Source organism: Pseudomonas sp. RC10-4-2 (genome assembly GCF_050433085.1).
GTDB lineage: Bacteria > Pseudomonadota > Gammaproteobacteria > Pseudomonadales > Pseudomonadaceae > Pseudomonas > Pseudomonas aeruginosa.
In genome coordinates this window covers 209,807-227,903 of record NZ_JBNPXX010000001.1, presented here as the reverse complement: position 1 = coordinate 227,903, position 18,097 = coordinate 209,807, and the positions used below count along the sequence as shown (strand labels likewise).

Genomic DNA, 18,097 nt, shown 5'->3' with positions numbered 1-18,097 from the left:
CGGCTATGCCGTGCGGCTTTCGATTACCCGCACCAGGCTCGGCAGGCGTCCCTGCGGCAAGCCCAGGGCGGCGCCTTCGCGCTGCGGGTCGAGCACCAGGGTGGAGGCGAAGCCGCAGCGGGCGAAGGCCGCCTCGATTTCCGCGGCATTGCGGTAATGCAACGGATAGCTTCCCCGCGTCAGCCGCCCGATGATCCCCACTCCCCAGCGGATCTGCCGGTAGCGCGGGTGCTCGCGGAGATCGGGATAGAGGTCGGTCAGGTAGGTGCCCTGGGGGAAGCGTTTAAGTTCGGTCGCCAGGCGACTCCAGAAGGCCTCGATCACCGGGCGCTGGAAATAGTTCACCAGCCCCTCGGTGATCACCACCAGCGGGCGCTCGCGATCGAGCCCGGCGAACAGCGCGGCAAGGCTGCGCTCGCCGTCCTCGGCGAGGATATCCACAGCCGCCACCGCGTGCTCCGGGCCCAGCCACCCCTGCTCGCGGAGCAACGCCGCCTTGCGCGCGGCCATCGGCGGCAGGTCGGCCTCCAGGTAGCGCAACTGTGGATAGCGTTGCCGGAAGCGTCGCCCACGCGGCGAGAGCCCGCAGGCCATTTCCACCACCTGGACCACTCCCTCGCGTTCGACGGCCTGGGTCAGGCGCGCGTCGATCATGAGGTGTCTTTGTAACAGGAAATCCTCGATGTTCAGTCCGAAACCGAGCTGCGCGCCCCAGTTGATCGGCGCGACGAAGCCGTGTACCCAGCGGCCGAAGACGGTGGCGAAGGCCGGTTCGGCGAGTCGATGGCGGAACCAGACGTACCCGGTGTAATGGGCGCTGGGCGTGATGTGGGCACTGTCGACACGCTCTCGTTCAACCATGATTCAGGCTCTTGTTGTTATCATTCGCCAGCCTATGACTGCCATGGTCCCAGCGACAATCCCATGTCCCGCGATCCCATCCTTAGTTTGCCCTGGCCCGACGCCCGGCCGCTCCCCGACACCTTCTTCGACCGCGATGCGTTGCTGGTCGCCCGCGAGTTGCTGGGCAAGGTGATCCGCCATCGCCAGGGCAATCTCTGGCTGGCGGCGCGAATCATCGAGACCGAGGCCTACTACCTGGAGGAGAAAGGCAGCCATGCCTCGCTCGGCTACACCGAGAAGCGCAAGGCACTGTTCCTCGACGGCGGGCACATCTATATGTATTACGCGCGCGGCGGCGACTCGCTGAACTTCAGCGCCGGCGGGCCGGGCAATGCGGTGCTGATCAAGTCCGGCCATCCCTGGCTGGATCGCATCAGCGACCACACGGCGCTGGAGCGGATGCAGAGCCTGAACCCGGACAGCCAGGGCCGGCCCCGCGAGATCGGCCGCCTGTGCGCCGGCCAGACCCTGCTGTGCAAGGCCATGGGGCTGAAGGTGCCGGAGTGGGACGCGCAGCGCTTCGACCCGCAGCGACTGTTCGTCGACGATGTCGGCGAGCGCCCCAGCCAGGTGATCCAGGCCGCTCGGCTGGGCATTCCGAAGGGGCGCGACGAACACCTGCCGTACCGTTTCGTCGATGCCACCTTCGCCGCCTTCTGCACCCGCAACCCACTGCGCCGCGGCCAGGTCGCCGGGCGCGACTATCATCTACTCGGACATCAGGACCCGCACCTGCAATGAGTCTCGACAGCTTCAACGCCTGGATGGCCGCCAACCCCGAGTGGCTGGGGCTGGCCATCTTCCTCATCGCCTTCCTCGAATGCGCGGCCATCGTCGGTATCGTCCTCCCCGGCGTGGTGCTGCTGTTCGGCGTCGCGGTGATCGCCGGCAGCGGCGCCCTCGGCCTCGGCGAAACCCTGCTGCTGGCCTACGCCGGCGGGGTGCTGGGCGACCTCAGCTCGTACTGGATCGGCCGCCGCTTCCACCAGAACATCCGCCGCCTGCCCGGCCTGCGCAGCCATCCGCAGTGGATCACCGCCGCCGAGGTGTACTTCGAACGCTACGGTATCGCCAGCCTGCTGGTCGGCCGCTTCATCGGCGCCCTGCGACCGATGCTGCCGATGGTCGCCGGCATGCTCGACATGCCGTTCGGCCGTTTTCTCGGCGTTTCGCTGATCGCCGCCGCCGGCTGGGCGGTCGCCTACCTGTTGCCCGGCTGGGCCACCGGCGCAGCCCTGCGCCTGCCGTTGCCGGAAGGCTTCTGGAGCGAAGCCGGGATCGTCGCGGCCTGCCTGGCGGTGCTGGTCGGCGTGGTAGTCCAGGCCAGCCTGCGGCGCAAACGCTGGGCAACCGCTGTGGCGGCCGCGCTGAGCCTGGTCCTGCTGCTGGCGATGACCGTCGCCTGGCCGTACCTCCAGGACCTCGACCAGGGCCTGATGACGCTGGTCCAGGAGCATCGCAACGCCGACCTGAACCCGGTGATGGTGGTGGTCACCCGGCTCGGCGATTTCCGCACCCAGTTCATCGCCGGTGCGCTGCTCGGCGGTATCCTCCTGCTGACCCGGCAATGGCGTCCGGCCATCTTCGCCATCGGCACCCTGGTGGGTACCGCGCTGGCCAACCAGACCCTGAAGACCCTGTTCGCCCGCGCCCGCCCGGAAGTGCTGGCCGAACCGCTGAGCAGCTTCAGCTTCCCCAGCGGACACAGCTCGGCGTCCTTCGCCTTCTTCCTCACCCTGGGCGTCCTCGCCAGCCGCCAGCAACCGCCGCGCTGGCGCCTGACCTGGGTACTGCTGGCGGTGATCCCGTCGCTGAGCATCGCCCTGTCGCGGGTCTACCTTGGCGTGCACTGGCCGTCGGACATCGTCGCCGGCGCCCTGCTCGCCACTACGGTCTGCGCCGCCAGCCTGTGGCTGAACCAGCGCCGCGAGTCGCTGCCGGCGCTGCCGCAACGGGTCTGGTGGCTGCTGTTGCCGGTCTGCGTGGCGACCCTGGCGATCGCCGCCGGCTGGGCCCTGCCGGAAGCCATTGCGCGCTACCGGCCGCTGTGAGGGTTGGCGCTCAGTCGATACCCAACTCGCCCTGCAGGTGCTCCAGCAGCACCTGGATCCGCGCCAGTTGCATCTGCGCGTCGGGCAGGGCGAGCAGTTCGAGCTTGCGTTCGGTATCGAACGGCAGCAGGTAGGCCAACTGGTTGGCCAGGTCCTGCTGGCCGCCGGGCTCGCCGCCCATCTCCAGCGCGGCCACCATCGGATGCTCGGCCAGCACGCTGAGCAACGCGGCGAGATCGTTGTGTTCGTACGTCAGGGGTTGCTCCGGCAGGTCTTCGAACCACTCGATCTCGCCGACGCTGAGCTGGTCGGCCTGGACCTCCACCGACAGCACCTGGAAACGCCGACCGCCCTCCACGCGGATGCCCAGCAGGCCGTTCGGGCGCTGCTGCCAGTCGCGGACCGAGGCCTCGCAGCCGACCATCGCCAGGCGGCTCGGCGCTTCGCCGACCTCCCGCCCTTCGCCGATGGTCACCACGCCGAAACCGGTGCCCTGCTTCATGCAGCGGCTGATCATGTCCAGGTAGCGCGCCTCGAAGATCTGCAGGTCCAGGCGGCAACCGGGGAACAGCACGGCGTTGAGGGGAAACAACGGCAACTTCATCGCGACTCCTCGGGCATCGTCAGGCAACCAGCGCTACCGCCAACGGTAGCAGCACTGCGGTGGCAACGCCCATCAGGCTCATCGCCAGGGCGGCGAAGGCGCCGCACTCCTCGCCTTCCTGCAAGGCCCGCGAAGTGCCTACCGCGTGGGCCGTCATGCCCAGCGCCATGCCCTGCGCGGCGGGGTGCCGGACGCCGATGGCGCGCAGCAGCTCCGGCCCGAGGATCGCCCCGAGTACCCCGGTGATCAGTACGAACACGGCGGCCAGCGCCGCCACGCCGCCGATCTGGCTGGCCACCAGCATGGCGATCGGCGAGGTCACCGACTTCGGCGCCATGCTCATCAGCATCCGCGGCTCGGCACCGAACAACCAGCCGAATGCGATGCCCAGCACCGTCGCCAGCGTACCGGCGACCACCAGGGTCAGCAGGGTCGGCCAGAACAATTGGCGGATACGCCGCAGGTTGAGGAACAGCGGCACCGCCAGGGCCACCGTGGCGGGGCCGAGGAGAATGGTCAGGACCTTGGCGCTGGCACTGTATTCGTCGTAGTCGATGCCGCAAAGCAGCAGCACGCCGATCACCACCAGCATCGATACCAGCACCGGCTGCAGGAACACCCAGCGGGTCCGTTCATAGGCGGCCAGGGCCAACTGGTAGGCGCCCAGGGTCACGCCGACGCCGAACAGCGGATGGTGGATCACCGCCTCGAGGGCGGCCTGCCAGGCCATCAGGACTCCTCCCGGCGACGTTGCTGGCGATCGATGAGCTTCTGCATCGTCCAGCCGGCGAACAGGAACGACAGCACCAGCGACAGTACCAGCGCGCCGACGATGGCCCAGAAGTCGGCGGCGATCTCCCGCGCATAGGCCATCACCCCGACCGCCGCCGGCACCAGCAGCAGCGGCAGGTAGCGCAGCAACGAGCCGGCCGCCTCGTTGACCGGCTTGCCGACCTCGCCACGCGCCAGGAAATAACCGAACAGCAGCACCAGGCCGATGATCGGACCGGGCAGCATGGGCAACAACAGAACGTTCAGACCTGTGCCGAGCAACTGGAACAGCACCAGCCAGGTCAGACCACGAAGCAACATGGGCACCTCCAGCAAGGGCCGACCATTATGCCCAGCCCGCCGGGACATTGGCACGCTCCTCGCCTATCCATCAGTCGCAGTCGCGGCACCGCATGACGCGATATTCGCCAGGCCGATGGTTTCTTGACCCGGTCGCCAACGCGTGCTGATCTTCCTGCACCATGAGAACAACAGCCATCCTCCCGGAGGACTTATGCCATTCGTACCCGTAGCAGCGCTCAAGGACTATGTCGGCAAGGATCTCGGCCATTCCGAATGGCTCACCATCGACCAGGAGCGGGTCGACCAGTTCGCCGAATGCACCGGCGACCACCAGTTCATCCACGTCGATCCGGAGAAGGCGGCGAAGACGCCCTTCGGCGGCACCATCGCCCACGGTTTCCTGTCCCTGTCGCTGATCCCGAAGCTGATGGAAGGCCTGCTGGTGCTTCCCGAAGGACTGAAGATGGCGGTCAACTACGGCCTCGATACGGTGCGCTTCATCCAGCCGGTGCGGGTCGGCTCGCGGGTCCGCCTGGGCCTGACCCTGCTCGACGTCAACGAGAAGAATCCCGGCCAGTGGCTGATCAAGGCGCGCGCCACCCTGGAGATCGAAGGCCAGGAGAAACCCGCCTACATCGCCGAGACCCTCAGCCTCTGCTTCGTCTGAGCCCGCCCCAGCGAGCGCTGCCGTTCGCTTGACGGCCAGGCGCCTTCGCGCCCCTCTCCCCCCTTCCAAAAGCCCCCGCTCGCGGGGGCGCTCTGGGCCGGCAGGGAAATACCCTACTGCCAGGCAACGATTTTTCCGCCACACTGTCTCCCCTCCACCCTCGGACCGAACCACTCATCGGGAACGCCGCATGCTTCGCCCCGCCAGGTCTCTCTCGCTCTGCTCCGCCCTGGTCATCCTGCTCGCCGCCTGTGGCGAGGGCGAACCGCTGCTCCCGGCCGATGCGCGCCTGCCTGACGGCGCGCGCTATCGCGGCGAGCTGGTGGACGGGCGCCTGGAAGGCCAGGGCCGGCTGGACTACAACAACGGCGCCTGGTACGCCGGCCGCTTCGAGCATGGCCTGCTGCACGGCCATGGCACCTGGCAGGGTGCCGACGGCAGCCGCTACAGCGGTGGCTTCGCGGCCGGCCTGTTCGACGGTCAGGGACGCCTGGCGATGGCCGATGGCAGCGTCTACCAGGGCGGTTTCCGCCAGGGCCTGTTCGATGGCGAAGGCAGCCTGGAACAACAGGGCACTCGCTACCGCGGCGGTTTCCGCAAGGGCCTGTACAGCGGCCAGGGCACGCTGGACGGCAGCGATGGCAGCCGCTACCAGGGCAGCTTCCGCCAGGGCCGCCTGGAAGGCGAAGGCAGCTTCAGCGACAGCCAGGGCAACCAGTACGCCGGTACCTTCCGCGACGGGCAACTGAACGGCAAGGGGCGCTGGAGCGGGCCCGATGGCGACCGCTACGTCGGCCAGTTCAAGGACAACCAGTTCCATGGCCAGGGGCGCTACGAAAGCGCCAGCGGCGATGTCTGGATCGGCCGCTTCAGCGAAGGCGCGCTGAACGGCCCCGGCGAGCTTCTCGGCGCCGACGGCAGCCGCTACCGCGGCGGTTTCCAGTTCTGGCGCTTCCATGGCCAGGGCCTGCTCGAACAACTGGACGGCACCCGCTACGAAGGCGGCTTCGCCGCCGGCGCCTATGCCGGCCAAGGCACCCTGGACCGCGCCGACGGCAGCCGTGAGCAGGGACTCTGGGCCGACGGCAAGCGCATCCGCGACGCCGCCGGCAAGGCCCTGCCCGACACCCTGGAAATCGGCCTGTTGGCCCAGGGTCGCCTGCTCGACGAAGAACTGCGCAAGATCCCGGCCTCGACGCCGGCCAGCGAACTCTATGCCCTGAGCCTGGGCGGCGATGGCCGCCAGGGCGTGTTCCTGCGCGAGGCCGATTACGCCGGTGACCTGCTCGGCCAGCGTTTCGCCGCTCGTGGCGTGATTCGCCTGGTCAACCACCGCGACCACTTCGGCGACCGCCCGCTGGCTACCCGGGAAAGCCTGTCCCGCGCCGTGCGCACCCTGGCCGAACGCAGCGGGCCGGAAGACCTGGTCTTCATCTACCTGACCAGCCACGGCTCCAGCGACCACCAGTTGGCCCTGGACATGCCCGGCCTGAACCTCGGCGACCTGCCGGCCGCGGAACTGGCCGAACTGCTCGCGCCGCTGCGCCAGCGCGACAAGGTGCTGGTGGTATCGGCCTGCTACAGCGGGGGCTTCATCCCGCCGCTGAAAGACGAACGTACCCTGATCCTGACCGCCGCGCGTGCCGACCGGGTCTCGTTCGGCTGTTCCGACGACGCCGACTTCACCTATTTCGGCCGCGCCTTGCTGGCCAATGCGCTGAACCGCACCGACGATCTGTCCAAAGCGTTCGAACTGGCGAAAGAGGAAGTGCGTCAAAGGGAGAAGGAGGAAGGTTTCGAAGCTTCGGAACCGCAAGCCTGGTTACCGGAACGCGTGCTCGCGCACTGGCGGACGCTGCGGGGGCAGCAAGCCGAGCGCGCGCTCGCGTCCCGGGAAGGAAAAACCGGCGAGGGCGCGGCGGGCAAATAGATACGCCGCGCACTACGCTCATTGGTGTGGAAGGGGAGAAACACACATGCACTCGACGCCCAAGCGCGTTCTGCTCGCCGGCGCGACCGGTCTTACCGGCGAGCACCTGTTGGATCGGATATTGAGCGAGCCGACCCTGGCCAAGGTCATCGCCCCTGCCCGCAAGGCGCTGGCCGAGCATCCGCGGCTGGACAACCCGGTCGGCCCGCTGGCCGAGCTGCTGCCGCAACTCGACGGCAGCATCGATACCGCCTTCTGCTGCCTCGGCACCACGATCAAGGAAGCCGGCTCGGAGGAGGCCTTCCGCGCGGTCGATTTCGACCTGCCGCTGGCGGTGGGCAAGCGCGCGCTGGAGATGGGCGCCCGGCATTACCTGGTGGTCAGCGCCCTGGGCGCCGACGCCAAGTCGTCGATCTTCTACAACCGGGTCAAGGGCGAACTGGAGCAGGCCCTGCAGGAACAGGGCTGGCCACAACTGACCATCGCCCGGCCATCGCTGCTGTTCGGCCCGCGCGAGGAATTCCGCCTGGCCGAGATCCTCGCTGCGCCGATCGCCCGCATCCTTCCCGGCAAGTACCACGGCATCGAGGCCTGCGACCTGGCCCGCGCGCTCTGGCGCCTGGCGCTGGAGGAAGGCAAGGGCGTGCGCTTCGTCGAGTCCGACGAACTGCGCAAGCTGGGGAAATGAGCCTGGGGCGGATCCCGCCCTACATGCCGCCGCTGACGCCGAGGTTGAGGCCGATGGCGGTGGCCAGCGAGAACGGCAGCAACAGGGTGTCCAGCAGCGCGCTGCCCGGCAGGTCGAGCCCCGGATGGGCCGGCGCCTCCGCGCCGAAGCGTTCCATCGGGCAGCAGCCGCCGTGCAGGCTGTACCAGTCCAGCCGGGTGCCGGCGTAGACCACCGGCGCCCCTGGCTTGGCCGCATCCAGGGTGCGCACGGTGGCGCAACCGCCCACCTGCACCGCCAGGACCAGCAGCAGCACCCTACTCGTCGCTGACAAGGTGCTGTTCCCCCCAGCGCGGCAGCATATCCTGGGGAATCCCCAGGGTGTTGAGGATTCGCGCGACGACGAAGTCCACCAGGTCCTCCACCGATTGCGGCTGGTGGTAGAAGCCCGGCGCCGCCGGCAGGATCACCGCGCCGAGGTTGGACAGCTTGAGCATGTTTTCCAGGTGGATACTGGAGAACGGCGCCTCGCGCGGCACCAGCACCAGCGGCCGGCGCTCCTTCAGGGCGACATCGGCGGCGCGCTCGATGAGGTTGTTGCAGGCCCCCGTGGCGACCGCCGACAGGGTGCCGGTGGAACACGGGCAGATCACCATGGCATTGGGCGCGCTGGAGCCGGAGGCCGGCGGCGCCATCCAGTCGTTCTGGCCGAACACGCGGATCTGTCCGGCGGCGGCACCGCAATATTCGGTGAGGAAGGCCTGCATCGCCTGCGGCTTGGCCGGCAAGGCCACGTCGGTCTCGGTGGCCATCACCAGTTGCGCGGCCTTGGAGATCAGGAAGTGCACCTCGCGCTCTTCCTGCACCAGGCAATCGAGCAAGCGCAGGCCGTACTGGGCGCCGGAGGCGCCGGTCATCGCCAGGGTAATGCGTTCCGGACCGCTCATCGCGCCCCTCACTCGGCCAGCGCCGCGGCCAGCTTGCCGTGCAAGCCGCCGAAGCCGCCGTTGCTCATGATCACCACTTGCGCGCCGGGCCTGGCCTGCTGGCGCACCTGCTCGATGATCGCCTCCAGGGTATCGCAGACCTGCGACGGTATCGCGCATTGCGCGGCGGTGGCGGCCAGGTCCCAGCCCAGGTTCGGCGGCGCGTACCAGAGCACCTGGTCGGCCTGGCGCACGCTGTCCGGCAGGCCGTCGCGATGAGCGCCGAGCTTCATCGAGTTGGAACGCGGCTCGACGATGGCGATCACCTGGGTATCGGCGCCAACCTGCTTGCGCAGGCCGTCGAGGGTGGTGGCGATGGCGGTCGGATGGTGGGCGAAGTCGTCGTAGAGGGTCACGCCCCGGACCTCCGCGACCTTCTCCATGCGCCGCTTGACGTTGCGGAACTCGCTGAGCGCTGCCGCGCCCTGGCTGGGCACCACACCGACATGGCGCGCCGCCGCCAGGCTGGCGAGGGCGTTGGCGACGTTGTGCAGGCCGGTCAGCGGCCAGTCCACCTCGCCCTGGACGATGCCGTCGAACAGCACCTCGAAGCGCGAGCCGTCCTCGGCGAGCAGGCGCGCCTGCCACTGGCCGCCTTCGCCGGTGGTCTGCACCGGGGTCCAGCAGCCCATCCCGAGTACGCGCTCCAGGGCTTTCTCGGCGCTCGGGCGAATGATCAGGCCCTCGCCCGGCACGGTGCGCACCAGATGGTGGAACTGCCGCTCGATGGCCGCGAGGTCGGGGAAGATGTCCGCGTGGTCGAATTCCAGGTTGTTCAGGATCGCCGTGCGCGGGCGGTAATGGACGAACTTCGAGCGCTTGTCGAAGAAAGCGCTGTCGTACTCGTCGGCCTCGACCACGAAGAACGGCGTACCGCCCAGGCGCGCCGAAACCCCGAAGTTCTGCGGCACCCCGCCGATCAGGAAGCCCGGGCTCATGCCGGCGTGCTCCAGGACCCAGGCGAGCATGCTGGTGGTGGTGGTCTTGCCGTGGGTACCGGCCACCGCCAGCACCCAGCGTCCTTGCAGCACGTGGTCGGCCAGCCACTGCGGGCCGGAAACGTAGGGCAGGCCCTTGTTCAGGACATGCTCCACCGCCGGATTGCCGCGCGACAGGGCGTTGCCGATCACTACCAGGTCCGGCGCCGGCTCCAGGTGGGCCGGATCGTAGCCCTGCATCAACTCGATGCCCTGGGCTTGCAGCTGGGTGCTCATGGGGGGGTAGACGTTGGCGTCGGAACCGGTCACCCGGTGGCCCAGTTCCTTGGCCAGCACGGCCAGCGAGCCCATGAAGGTCCCGCAGATGCCGAGTACGTGGATGTGCATGCAGACTCCTGCAGATCAAGCCGTCGAAGGCGCTGTGAATGGGCGGCAGATTAGCACAGCGGAGGCGCCGGCCGCCCGGCGTCGCGGCATCAGACGACGCGGCGTCGGCGGGGTTCCCGCCGGCCTCGCGGCGGCCCGCCTGGAGCCGTCCCGCCCGTCAGGCCTGGCCGCGCACCAGGCCGTGCCGGCGCAGCTTGCGATACAGGGTGTTGCGGCTGATCCCCAGTTGCTCGGCCACCCGGCTCACGTGCCAGCGCTGGCCGTCCAGCGCCGCCAGCAACGCGGCTCGCTCGGCGTCGTCCAGGCTGTTGCCCGCGGCCGGGGCGGGCGCCGCTGCGGCGGGCGGCAGCGCCGCCAGGGCCTGGCGGATATCCGCGGGCAGGTCGCGCAGGCCGACCCGGCCGTCCTCGCAGAGTGCCACCAGGGTCCGCAGCACCGTGCGCATCTGCCGGACGTTGCCCGGCCAGCGGTAGGCCAGCAGGCCCTGGCGAACCTCGCCGTCGAGCTGGATGCGCTGGCCCCTGGCCTCCTCGGCCAGCAGGTAGTCCAGCAGCTCCTCGCGGTCGCTGCGCTCGCGCAGCGGCGGCAGGCTCACGACCATGCCATTGAGGCGGTAGTAGAGATCCTCGCGGAAGCGTCCATCGGCGACCAGCTCGGCCAGGTCGCGGTGGGTAGCGCTGATCAGGCGCACGTCGACATCCTCCGGCTCGCCGCCCAGCGGTACTACCCGACGCTCTTCCAGCACCCGCAGCAGGCGGGTCTGCAAGGCCAGCGGCATGTCGCCGATCTCGTCGAGGAACAGGGTGCCGCCGTCAGCCTGCTGCAACTTGCCGCGCATGCCCTCCTTGCGCGCGCCGGTGAAGCTGCCGCCGCGATAACCGAACAGTTCGCTCTCGATCAGGGTTTCCGGGATCGCCGCGCAGTTCAGCGCGACGAACGCCTGTTCCGCGCGCGGGCCGGCCAGGTGCACGGCCTTGGCGAAGGCCTCCTTGCCGGAACCGGTCTCGCCGTTGAGCAGCAGCGGCACGTCGCGCGCGTAGACCTTCAGCGCCCGGCGGAAATCGGCGGCCAGCTCGGCGTCGCCCAGGCACAGGCCGGGCGCGGCAGGCGCCGGCTTCGCTGCCGTGGGCACCGCCAGGCCCTGGGGTATCGCCCGCGGCGCGCCGCGCAGCATGGCGTACAGGGTCCGTCCCTCGCGGGTGCGCAGCGGCCAGCTGGCGCTGGGTTGCGGCGAGGCGCGACCGAGCAGGTCGTCGAGACGGCAATCGAAGAAGGTCTCCACCGGCTGGCCGAGCAGGCGCTGGCGCGGACAACCGAGCAGGTTCAGCGCGCTCTGGTTCACCGCGCGGATCCGCCCGTCTTCCTCGAAGGCCAGCAGCCCTTCGCTGAACAGGCCGACATAGTCGCCCTGGACATGGAAGCGCAGCAGCCAGGAGCCCTCGAAGCGACGGAGGAAATAGCAGCCCTCGATGATCTTCGCCGACAGGTTGACCAGCGCCATGGTGTGGAACTGGCTCTGCCGCGAGACTTCCTGGCGCGCCGAAGACACGTCGAGCACCGCCATCAGCTCGCCCTGCGGATCGAACACCGGGCTCGCCGAGCAGGTCAGGCCGGTGTGGCGGCTACGGAAGTGCTCTTCCTGCTGGATGGTCAGGGCCTGCCGCTCGACCACGCAGGTGCCGATGCCGTTGGTGCCTTCGCAGGGCTCGCTCCAGTCGGCGCCGAGCCAGAGGCCGGCGTGTTCGAAGGTCTGGCGCTGGGCGTCGGCGTTGACGCAATTGAGGATCACCCCGCGGGCATCGGTGAGCAGTACCGCGTGGTCGTTGCCGGACAGCTGCTGGTAGAGGCTGTGCATCTCGCCATCGGCGATCTCCAGCACCTGTTGCAGGCGCTCGCGGCGTTCGAGCATGCGCGCGTGCTCCAGCACCATCGGCGCCATCGGCTGGCCGGGATCGAGATGGTGCTGTTCCAGGCAGCGCAGCCAGGAGCGGGCGATGGACGGATCGGTCGCAGGGCCGCCCGGCGGGATCTTGCCCTGGGCGACGGTCAGCACTTGCCGCGCGTGGCGGCTCATGGAACTGGCAGGCATTGTTATGGTTCTCCGCGAGGGACGGGCCGTCTCTTGCCTGGGCGCGGTGGATCGGTCCGCGACTCTCAGGACGGCTATCGGTGCAGCATCCAACAGGCCGGGGCGCAATGCAACGACGGACTGACCGATGAGTCATGCGCTGCGCCGAAAACGGTACAGAGTGTCACTCACGAGCGTCCCGCCCGCGTGACAGGGAGCGTTCGCAAGCTCCCCTGCGAAACCTCCAGGACGCTCTACTCCGGGCCTTTCGCCACTCTGGCCCGGCCCTTGCTCCAGGCTTACGACAAGCGCGACAGCGCGTCCTCCCCTAATAAGCACAAGAGCCAGGAGATACCATCATGCGTTACGCCCATCCCGGTAGCGAAGGCGCCATCGTTTCCTTCAAGGCCCGCTACGGCAACTACATCGGCGGCGAGTTCGTGCCTCCGGTCAAGGGCCAGTACTTCACCAACACCTCGCCGGTGAACGGCCAGCCGATCGCCGAGTTCCCCCGTTCCACCGCCGAGGACATCGACAAGGCCCTCGACGCCGCCCACGCCGCCGCCGACGCCTGGGGCCGCACCTCGGTGCAGGAGCGCTCGAACATCCTGCTGAAGATCGCCGACCGCATCGAGCAGAACCTGGAACTGCTCGCCGTCACCGAGACCTGGGACAACGGCAAGGCCGTGCGCGAGACCCTCAACGCCGACATCCCCCTGGCCGCCGACCACTTCCGCTACTTCGCCGGCTGCATCCGCGCCCAGGAAGGCTCCGCCGCCGAGATCAACGACAGCACCGTGGCCTACCACATCCATGAGCCGCTGGGCGTGGTCGGGCAGATCATCCCGTGGAACTTCCCGCTGCTGATGGCCGCCTGGAAGCTGGCCCCGGCGCTGGCCGCCGGCAACTGCGTGGTGCTCAAGCCGGCCGAGCAGACCCCGCTGGGCATCTGCGTGCTGCTGGAACTCATCGGCGACCTGCTGCCGCCGGGCGTGCTCAACGTCGTCCAGGGCTTCGGCAGGGAGGCCGGCGAGGCCCTGGCCACCAGCAAGCGCATCGCCAAGATCGCCTTCACCGGTTCCACCCCGGTCGGCTCGCACATCCTCAAGTGCGCGGCGGAGAACATCATTCCCTCCACCGTCGAGCTGGGCGGCAAGAGCCCGAACATCTATTTCGAAGACATCATGCAGGCCGAGCCGGCGTTCATCGAGAAGGCCGCCGAGGGCCTGGTGCTGGCCTTCTTCAACCAGGGCGAGGTGTGCACCTGCCCGTCCCGCGCGCTGGTCCAGGAGTCGATCTACCCGGCGTTCATGGAAGAGGTGCTGAAAAAGGTCAGGGCGATCAAGCGCGGCGACCCGCTGGACACCGAGACCATGGTCGGCGCCCAGGCTTCCCAGCAGCAGTACGAGAAAATCCTCTCCTACCTCGACATCGCCCAGCAGGAAGGCGCCGAAGTGCTAACCGGCGGCAGCGTCGAGAAGCTCGAAGGCAACCTGGCCAGCGGCTACTACATCCAGCCGACCCTGCTCAAGGGACACAACAAGATGCGCGTGTTCCAGGAGGAAATCTTCGGCCCGGTGGTCGGCGTCACCACCTTCAAGGACGAAGCCGAGGCCCTGGCCATCGCCAACGACACCGAGTACGGCCTCGGCGCCGGCCTCTGGACCCGCGACATCAACCGCGCCTATCGCATGGGCCGCGGGATCAAGGCCGGTCGCGTGTGGACCAACTGCTACCACCTGTACCCGGCCCACGCCGCGTTCGGCGGCTACAAGAAGTCCGGCGTCGGTCGCGAGACGCACAAGATGATGCTCGACCACTACCAGCAGACCAAGAACCTGCTGGTGAGCTACGACATCAATCCGCTGGGCTTCTTCTAGTAGGACCCCGGACCGGCCGCGACCGCTCTTTCCCGGAGCGGTCGCGCCGGCTCGTGAAACACGCCGCCGAGGCTGACGGCGGCGCCCCTTCCACCTCCTCGCCAAGCCGATTGCAGAGCGGCTGGCATAGCTATTGCCTGCGTTCACCACGTACAGCACACCACCGGGAAAACCGGGGTCGATAACAACAAGATTGAGGTGAAAAACCCATGTCCCTCGAACAAACCGGCCATGCGCCCGCAACTTCCGGGGTCGACTTCGAAAGCGTCGACGCCGACTACTTCCAACACCGTCAACTGAAGAAAGGCGCCGCCGGCTGGGTCCTGCTGGTCGGGCTCGGCGTCGCCTACGTGATCTCCGGCGACTACGCCGGCTGGAACTTCGGCCTGGCCCAGGGTGGCTGGGGCGGGATGTTCCTCGCCACCCTGCTGATGGCCACCATGTACCTGTGCATGTGCTTCTCGCTCGCCGAGCTGTCTTCGATGATCCCTACCGCCGGCGGCGGCTACGGCTTCGCCCGCAGCGCCTTCGGGCCCTGGGGCGGCTTTCTCACCGGCACCGCGATCCTCATCGAATACGCCATCGCCCCGGCGGCCATCGCCTGCTTCATCGGCGCCTACTGCGAGTCGCTGTTCGGCGTCGGCGGCTGGCTGATCTACCTGGTGTTCTACATCGTGTTCATCGGCATCCACATCCTCGGCGCCGGCGAGGCGCTGAAGCTGATGTTCGTCATCACCGCGGTGGCGGCCATCGCCCTCGGCGTGTTCATTGTCGCGATGGTTCCGCACTTCGACTCGGCCAACCTGTTCAACATCCCGCAGACCGCGGCGACCGGCGCCAGCAGCTTCCTGCCGTTCGGCTATGTCGGGGTCTGGGCGGCGATCCCCTACGCGATCTGGTTCTTCCTCGCCGTCGAAGGCGTGCCGCTGGCCGCCGAGGAAACCAAGAACCCCAAGCGCGACCTGCCGCGCGGACTGATCGGCGCCATGTTGGTGCTTCTCGCCTTCGCCGCACTGATTCTGGTCGTCGGTCCCGGGGCCGCCGGAGCCAAGGAGCTGATGGGTTCGGGCAATCCCCTGGTGGAAGCGCTGGAGTCGGCCTACAAGGGTTCGACCTGGATGAGCCAGTTCGTCAACCTGGTCGGCCTGGCCGGGCTGATCGCCAGCTTCTTCTCGATCATCTATGCCTACTCGCGGCAGATCTTCGCCCTCTCCCGCGCCGGCTACCTGCCGCGCAGCCTCTCGCTGACCAACCGCAAGAAGGCGCCGGTACTGGCCCTGGTGGTGCCGGGGGTGATCGGCTTCGGCCTGTCGCTGACCGGCCAGGGCGACCTGCTGATCCTGGTCGCGGTGTTCGGCGCGACCATCTCCTACGTGCTGATGATGGCCGCGCACATCACCCTGCGCATCCGCCGCCCGGACATGCAGCGCCCCTACCGCACCCCTGGCGGCATCCTCACCTCCGGCGTAGCCCTGGCGCTGGCCTGCGTCGCGGTGGTCGCCGGCTTCCTGGTCGACCCGCGGGTCGTGGTCGGCGCGGTGGCGATCTACGCTGTACTGATCGGCTACTTCGCCCTGTACAGTCGGCATCACCTGGTGTCCGGCACCCCGGAAGAAGAGTTCGCCGCGATCCAGGCGGCGGAACAGGACCTGCGCTGAGAGCGACAACGACAAAGCCCGGCCCGCCGCTGGCGAGGCCGGGCACTGGAGACACACATGGCACGTTTCACCCATAGCGTCGGCGGCGAAACCTACCGCTTCGACAGCCTCAAGGACGTGATGGCCAAGGCCAGCCCCGCGCGCTCCGGCGATTTCCTCGCCGGCGTCGCGGCGAGCAACGACGGCGAGCGGGTCGCCGCGCAGATGGCCCTGGCCGACATCCCGCTCAAACACTTCCTCGACGAGGCGCTGATTCCCTACGAGGACGACGAGGTCACCCGCCTGATCATCGACACCCACCAGCGCGACGCCTTCGCCCCGGTGTCCCATCTCACCGTCGGCGGCTTCCGCGACTGGCTGCTCGGCGACGCCGCCGACGAGGCCAGCCTGCGCGCCCTGGCCCCGGGCCTGACGCCGGAAATGGCAGCGGCGGTATCGAAGATCATGCGTGTCCAGGACCTGGTCCTGGTGGCGCAGAAGATCCGCGTGGTCACCCGCTTCCGCAACACCCTCGGCCTTCGCGGCCGACTCTCCACCCGCCTGCAACCGAACCACCCGACCGACGACCCGGCCGGAATCGCCGCGAGCATCCTCGACGGCCTGCTGTTCGGCAATGGCGACGCGATGCTCGGGATCAATCCTGCCACCGACAGCATGGCCTCGATCTGCGCCTTGCTGGAGATGCTCGACGCGATCATCCAGCGCTACGAGATTCCTACCCAGGCCTGCGTGCTGACCCACGTCACCAGCTCCATCGAGGCGATCAACCGCGGCGTGCCGCTGGACCTGGTGTTCCAGTCGATCGCCGGCACCGAGGCGGCCAATGCCAGCTTCGGCATCAGCCTGAAGATCCTCCAGGAAGGCTACGAGGCCGGGCTCAGCCAGAAGCGCGGCACCCTAGGCAACAACCTGATGTACTTCGAGACCGGCCAGGGCAGCGCGCTCTCGGCCAACGCCCACCACGGCGTCGACCAGCAGACCTGCGAGACCCGCGCCTATGCGGTGGCTCGTCACTTCAAGCCGTTCCTGGTGAACACCGTGGTCGGCTTCATCGGTCCCGAGTACCTGTACAACGGCAAGCAGATCATCCGCGCCGGCCTGGAAGACCACTTCTGCGGCAAGCTGCTCGGCGTGCCGATGGGTTGCGACATCTGCTACACCAACCATGCCGAGGCCGACCAGGACGACATGGACATGCTCCTGACCCTGCTGGGCGTCGCCGGGATCAACTTCATCATGGGCATTCCCGGCTCCGACGACGTGATGCTCAACTACCAGACCACCTCCTTCCACGACGCCCTCTATGCGCGCCAGACGCTGGGCCTGAAGCCGGCGCCGGAATTCGAGGACTGGTTGCAGCGGATGGGAATCTTCACCCAGGCCGACGGGCGCATCCGCTTCGGTGACGAGTTACCGCCGGCGTTCCGCCAGGCCCTGGCGCAACTGGCCTGAGGAGATGCCGATGAACGACAAGCACCTGCCCGACACCAGCGCCGAGAACCCCTGGCTGCCGCTGCGCCAGCTGACCCCCGCGCGGATCGCCCTGGGCCGCACCGGCACCAGCCTGCCGACCCGCCCGCAACTGGACTTCCAGTACGCCCACGCCCAGGCGCGCGACGCCGTGCACCTGCCCTTCGACCATGCGGCCATCAGCGACGGCCTGCGCCAGCGCGGCCGCGACAGCCTGCTGCTGCACAGCGCCGCCGCCGACCGCCACGTCTACCTGCAACGCCCGGACCTCGGCCGGCGCCTCGACGAGGCCTCGGTGCAACGCCTGCGCGAACACGCCGCCTGCTACGACGGGCAGATCGACCTGGCCATCGTGGTCGCCGACGGCCTCTCCGCGCTGGCCGTGCAGCGTCACACCCTGCCCTTCCTCGAACGCCTGGAGGAACAGGCGCTGGCCGAAGGCTGGTCGCTGTCCCCGGTGGTCCTGGTGGAACAGGGACGGGTGGCGGTGGCCGACGAGATCGGTGAATTGCTGCGGGCGAAGATGAGCGTCATCCTGATCGGCGAGCGTCCCGGCCTCAGCTCTCCGGACAGCCTCGGCCTGTACTTCACCTGGGCCCCGCGGGTCGGCCTCACCGACGCCTATCGCAACTGCATCTCCAACGTCCGCCTGGAAGGCCTCAGCTACGGCATGGCCGCGCACCGCCTGCTCTACCTGATGCGCGAGGCCTGCCGGCGGCAGCTTTCCGGGGTCAACCTGAAGGACGAGGCGGAGGTCCAGGCGCTGGACGGCGAGGCTCCGCGCACCGGCAACTTCCTCCTGGCGAGGGACTGA

At 68.5% G+C, this 18,097-nt stretch carries 17 protein-coding genes; 9 read left to right on the top strand and 8 right to left on the bottom strand.

Annotated elements, in window-relative coordinates; genetic code table 11:
- Nucleotides 1-3: 3 nt before the first annotated feature.
- Entirely contained in the window at nt 4-861 is an 858-nt protein-coding gene (locus FHW81_RS01045; RefSeq protein ID WP_003093206.1) for a class I SAM-dependent methyltransferase, read from the bottom strand.
- Nucleotides 862-924: 63 nt separating this feature from the next.
- Between FHW81_RS01045 and FHW81_RS01040 the strand changes: the two genes are divergently transcribed.
- Complete coding sequence (locus tag FHW81_RS01040; RefSeq protein ID WP_003100299.1) at nt 925-1,644, top strand: DNA-3-methyladenine glycosylase; 720 nt, start codon at nt 925-927, stop codon at nt 1,642-1,644.
- Complete coding sequence (locus FHW81_RS01035; protein WP_003159335.1) at nt 1,641-2,954, top strand: bifunctional DedA family/phosphatase PAP2 family protein; 1,314 nt, start codon at nt 1,641-1,643, stop codon at nt 2,952-2,954. The genes FHW81_RS01040 and FHW81_RS01035 overlap by 4 nt, the downstream gene beginning before the upstream one ends.
- Before the next feature lie 10 nt (nt 2,955-2,964).
- Here FHW81_RS01035 and FHW81_RS01030 read toward each other — a convergent pair whose 3' ends face one another.
- From FHW81_RS01030 to FHW81_RS01020, 3 genes are read right to left on the bottom strand one after another with little or no spacing between them, the layout of a single operon-like run.
- A complete protein-coding gene (locus FHW81_RS01030; RefSeq protein ID WP_003093212.1) occupies nt 2,965-3,558 on the bottom strand; it encodes an LON peptidase substrate-binding domain-containing protein in 594 nt (197 codons plus the stop codon).
- A gap of 19 nt (nt 3,559-3,577) precedes the next feature.
- Nucleotides 3,578-4,288 carry an LrgB family protein gene (locus FHW81_RS01025; protein WP_003093214.1) on the bottom strand — a complete coding sequence of 237 codons (711 nt, stop codon included), beginning with the start codon at nt 4,286-4,288 and terminating at the stop codon, nt 3,578-3,580.
- Nucleotides 4,288-4,650, bottom strand: a complete 363-nt coding sequence (locus FHW81_RS01020; protein ID WP_031636980.1) for a CidA/LrgA family protein — start codon at nt 4,648-4,650, stop codon at nt 4,288-4,290. The genes FHW81_RS01025 and FHW81_RS01020 overlap by 1 nt, the downstream gene beginning before the upstream one ends.
- A 193-nt stretch (nt 4,651-4,843) precedes the next feature.
- Here FHW81_RS01020 and FHW81_RS01015 point away from each other — a divergent pair, with 193 nt between their 5' ends.
- The 3 genes from FHW81_RS01015 to FHW81_RS01005 all read left to right on the top strand — a co-directional run bounded on the left by FHW81_RS01015 (nt 4,844) and on the right by FHW81_RS01005 (nt 7,917).
- Nucleotides 4,844-5,299, top strand: a complete 456-nt coding sequence (locus FHW81_RS01015) for a MaoC family dehydratase (protein ID WP_003093220.1) — start codon at nt 4,844-4,846, stop codon at nt 5,297-5,299.
- Nucleotides 5,300-5,489: 190 nt separating this feature from the next.
- On the top strand, nt 5,490-7,229 hold the full coding sequence (locus FHW81_RS01010; protein ID WP_023091044.1) for a C13 family peptidase: 1,740 nt from the start codon (nt 5,490-5,492) through the stop codon (nt 7,227-7,229).
- 46 nt (nt 7,230-7,275) lie between these two features.
- Nucleotides 7,276-7,917 (top strand): oxidoreductase, encoded by a 642-nt coding sequence (locus FHW81_RS01005; protein ID WP_003100290.1) that lies wholly within the window; start codon nt 7,276-7,278, stop codon nt 7,915-7,917.
- A 19-nt stretch (nt 7,918-7,936) separates the two neighbouring features.
- Here FHW81_RS01005 and FHW81_RS01000 read toward each other — a convergent pair whose 3' ends face one another.
- From FHW81_RS01000 to eatR, 4 genes are all read right to left on the bottom strand, one after another.
- Nucleotides 7,937-8,230, bottom strand: a complete 294-nt coding sequence (locus FHW81_RS01000) for a YceK/YidQ family lipoprotein (RefSeq protein WP_106120602.1) — start codon at nt 8,228-8,230, stop codon at nt 7,937-7,939.
- Nucleotides 8,214-8,843 (bottom strand): flavin prenyltransferase UbiX, encoded by a 630-nt coding sequence (gene ubiX, locus FHW81_RS00995; RefSeq protein ID WP_003093227.1) that lies wholly within the window; start codon nt 8,841-8,843, stop codon nt 8,214-8,216. The genes FHW81_RS01000 and ubiX overlap by 17 nt, the downstream gene beginning before the upstream one ends.
- Nucleotides 8,844-8,851: 8 nt before the next feature.
- On the bottom strand, nt 8,852-10,207 hold the full coding sequence (gene mpl / locus FHW81_RS00990; protein ID WP_003124067.1) for a UDP-N-acetylmuramate:L-alanyl-gamma-D-glutamyl-meso-diaminopimelate ligase: 1,356 nt from the start codon (nt 10,205-10,207) through the stop codon (nt 8,852-8,854).
- A 157-nt stretch (nt 10,208-10,364) separates the two neighbouring features.
- Nucleotides 10,365-12,296 (bottom strand): sigma-54-dependent transcriptional regulator EatR, encoded by a 1,932-nt coding sequence (gene eatR, locus FHW81_RS00985; protein WP_009877475.1) that lies wholly within the window; start codon nt 12,294-12,296, stop codon nt 10,365-10,367.
- A 338-nt stretch (nt 12,297-12,634) separates the two neighbouring features.
- Between eatR and exaC the strand changes: the two genes are divergently transcribed.
- From exaC to eutC, 4 genes are all read left to right on the top strand, one after another.
- The gene (gene exaC / locus FHW81_RS00980) at nt 12,635-14,155 is read left to right on the top strand and encodes an acetaldehyde dehydrogenase ExaC (RefSeq protein WP_009313359.1); all 1,521 of its coding nucleotides are present in this window, start codon (nt 12,635-12,637) and stop codon (nt 14,153-14,155) included.
- 209 nt (nt 14,156-14,364) lie between these two features.
- The gene (gene eat, locus FHW81_RS00975) at nt 14,365-15,813 is read left to right on the top strand and encodes an ethanolamine permease (protein WP_003093230.1); all 1,449 of its coding nucleotides are present in this window, start codon (nt 14,365-14,367) and stop codon (nt 15,811-15,813) included.
- Between the two features lie 57 nt (nt 15,814-15,870).
- Nucleotides 15,871-17,265: an ethanolamine ammonia-lyase subunit EutB gene (locus FHW81_RS00970; RefSeq protein ID WP_003093232.1), complete on the top strand. Its 1,395-nt coding sequence runs from the start codon at nt 15,871-15,873 to the stop codon at nt 17,263-17,265.
- A gap of 10 nt (nt 17,266-17,275) precedes the next feature.
- On the top strand, nt 17,276-18,097 hold the full coding sequence (gene eutC / locus FHW81_RS00965; protein WP_023081564.1) for an ethanolamine ammonia-lyase subunit EutC: 822 nt from the start codon (nt 17,276-17,278) through the stop codon (nt 18,095-18,097).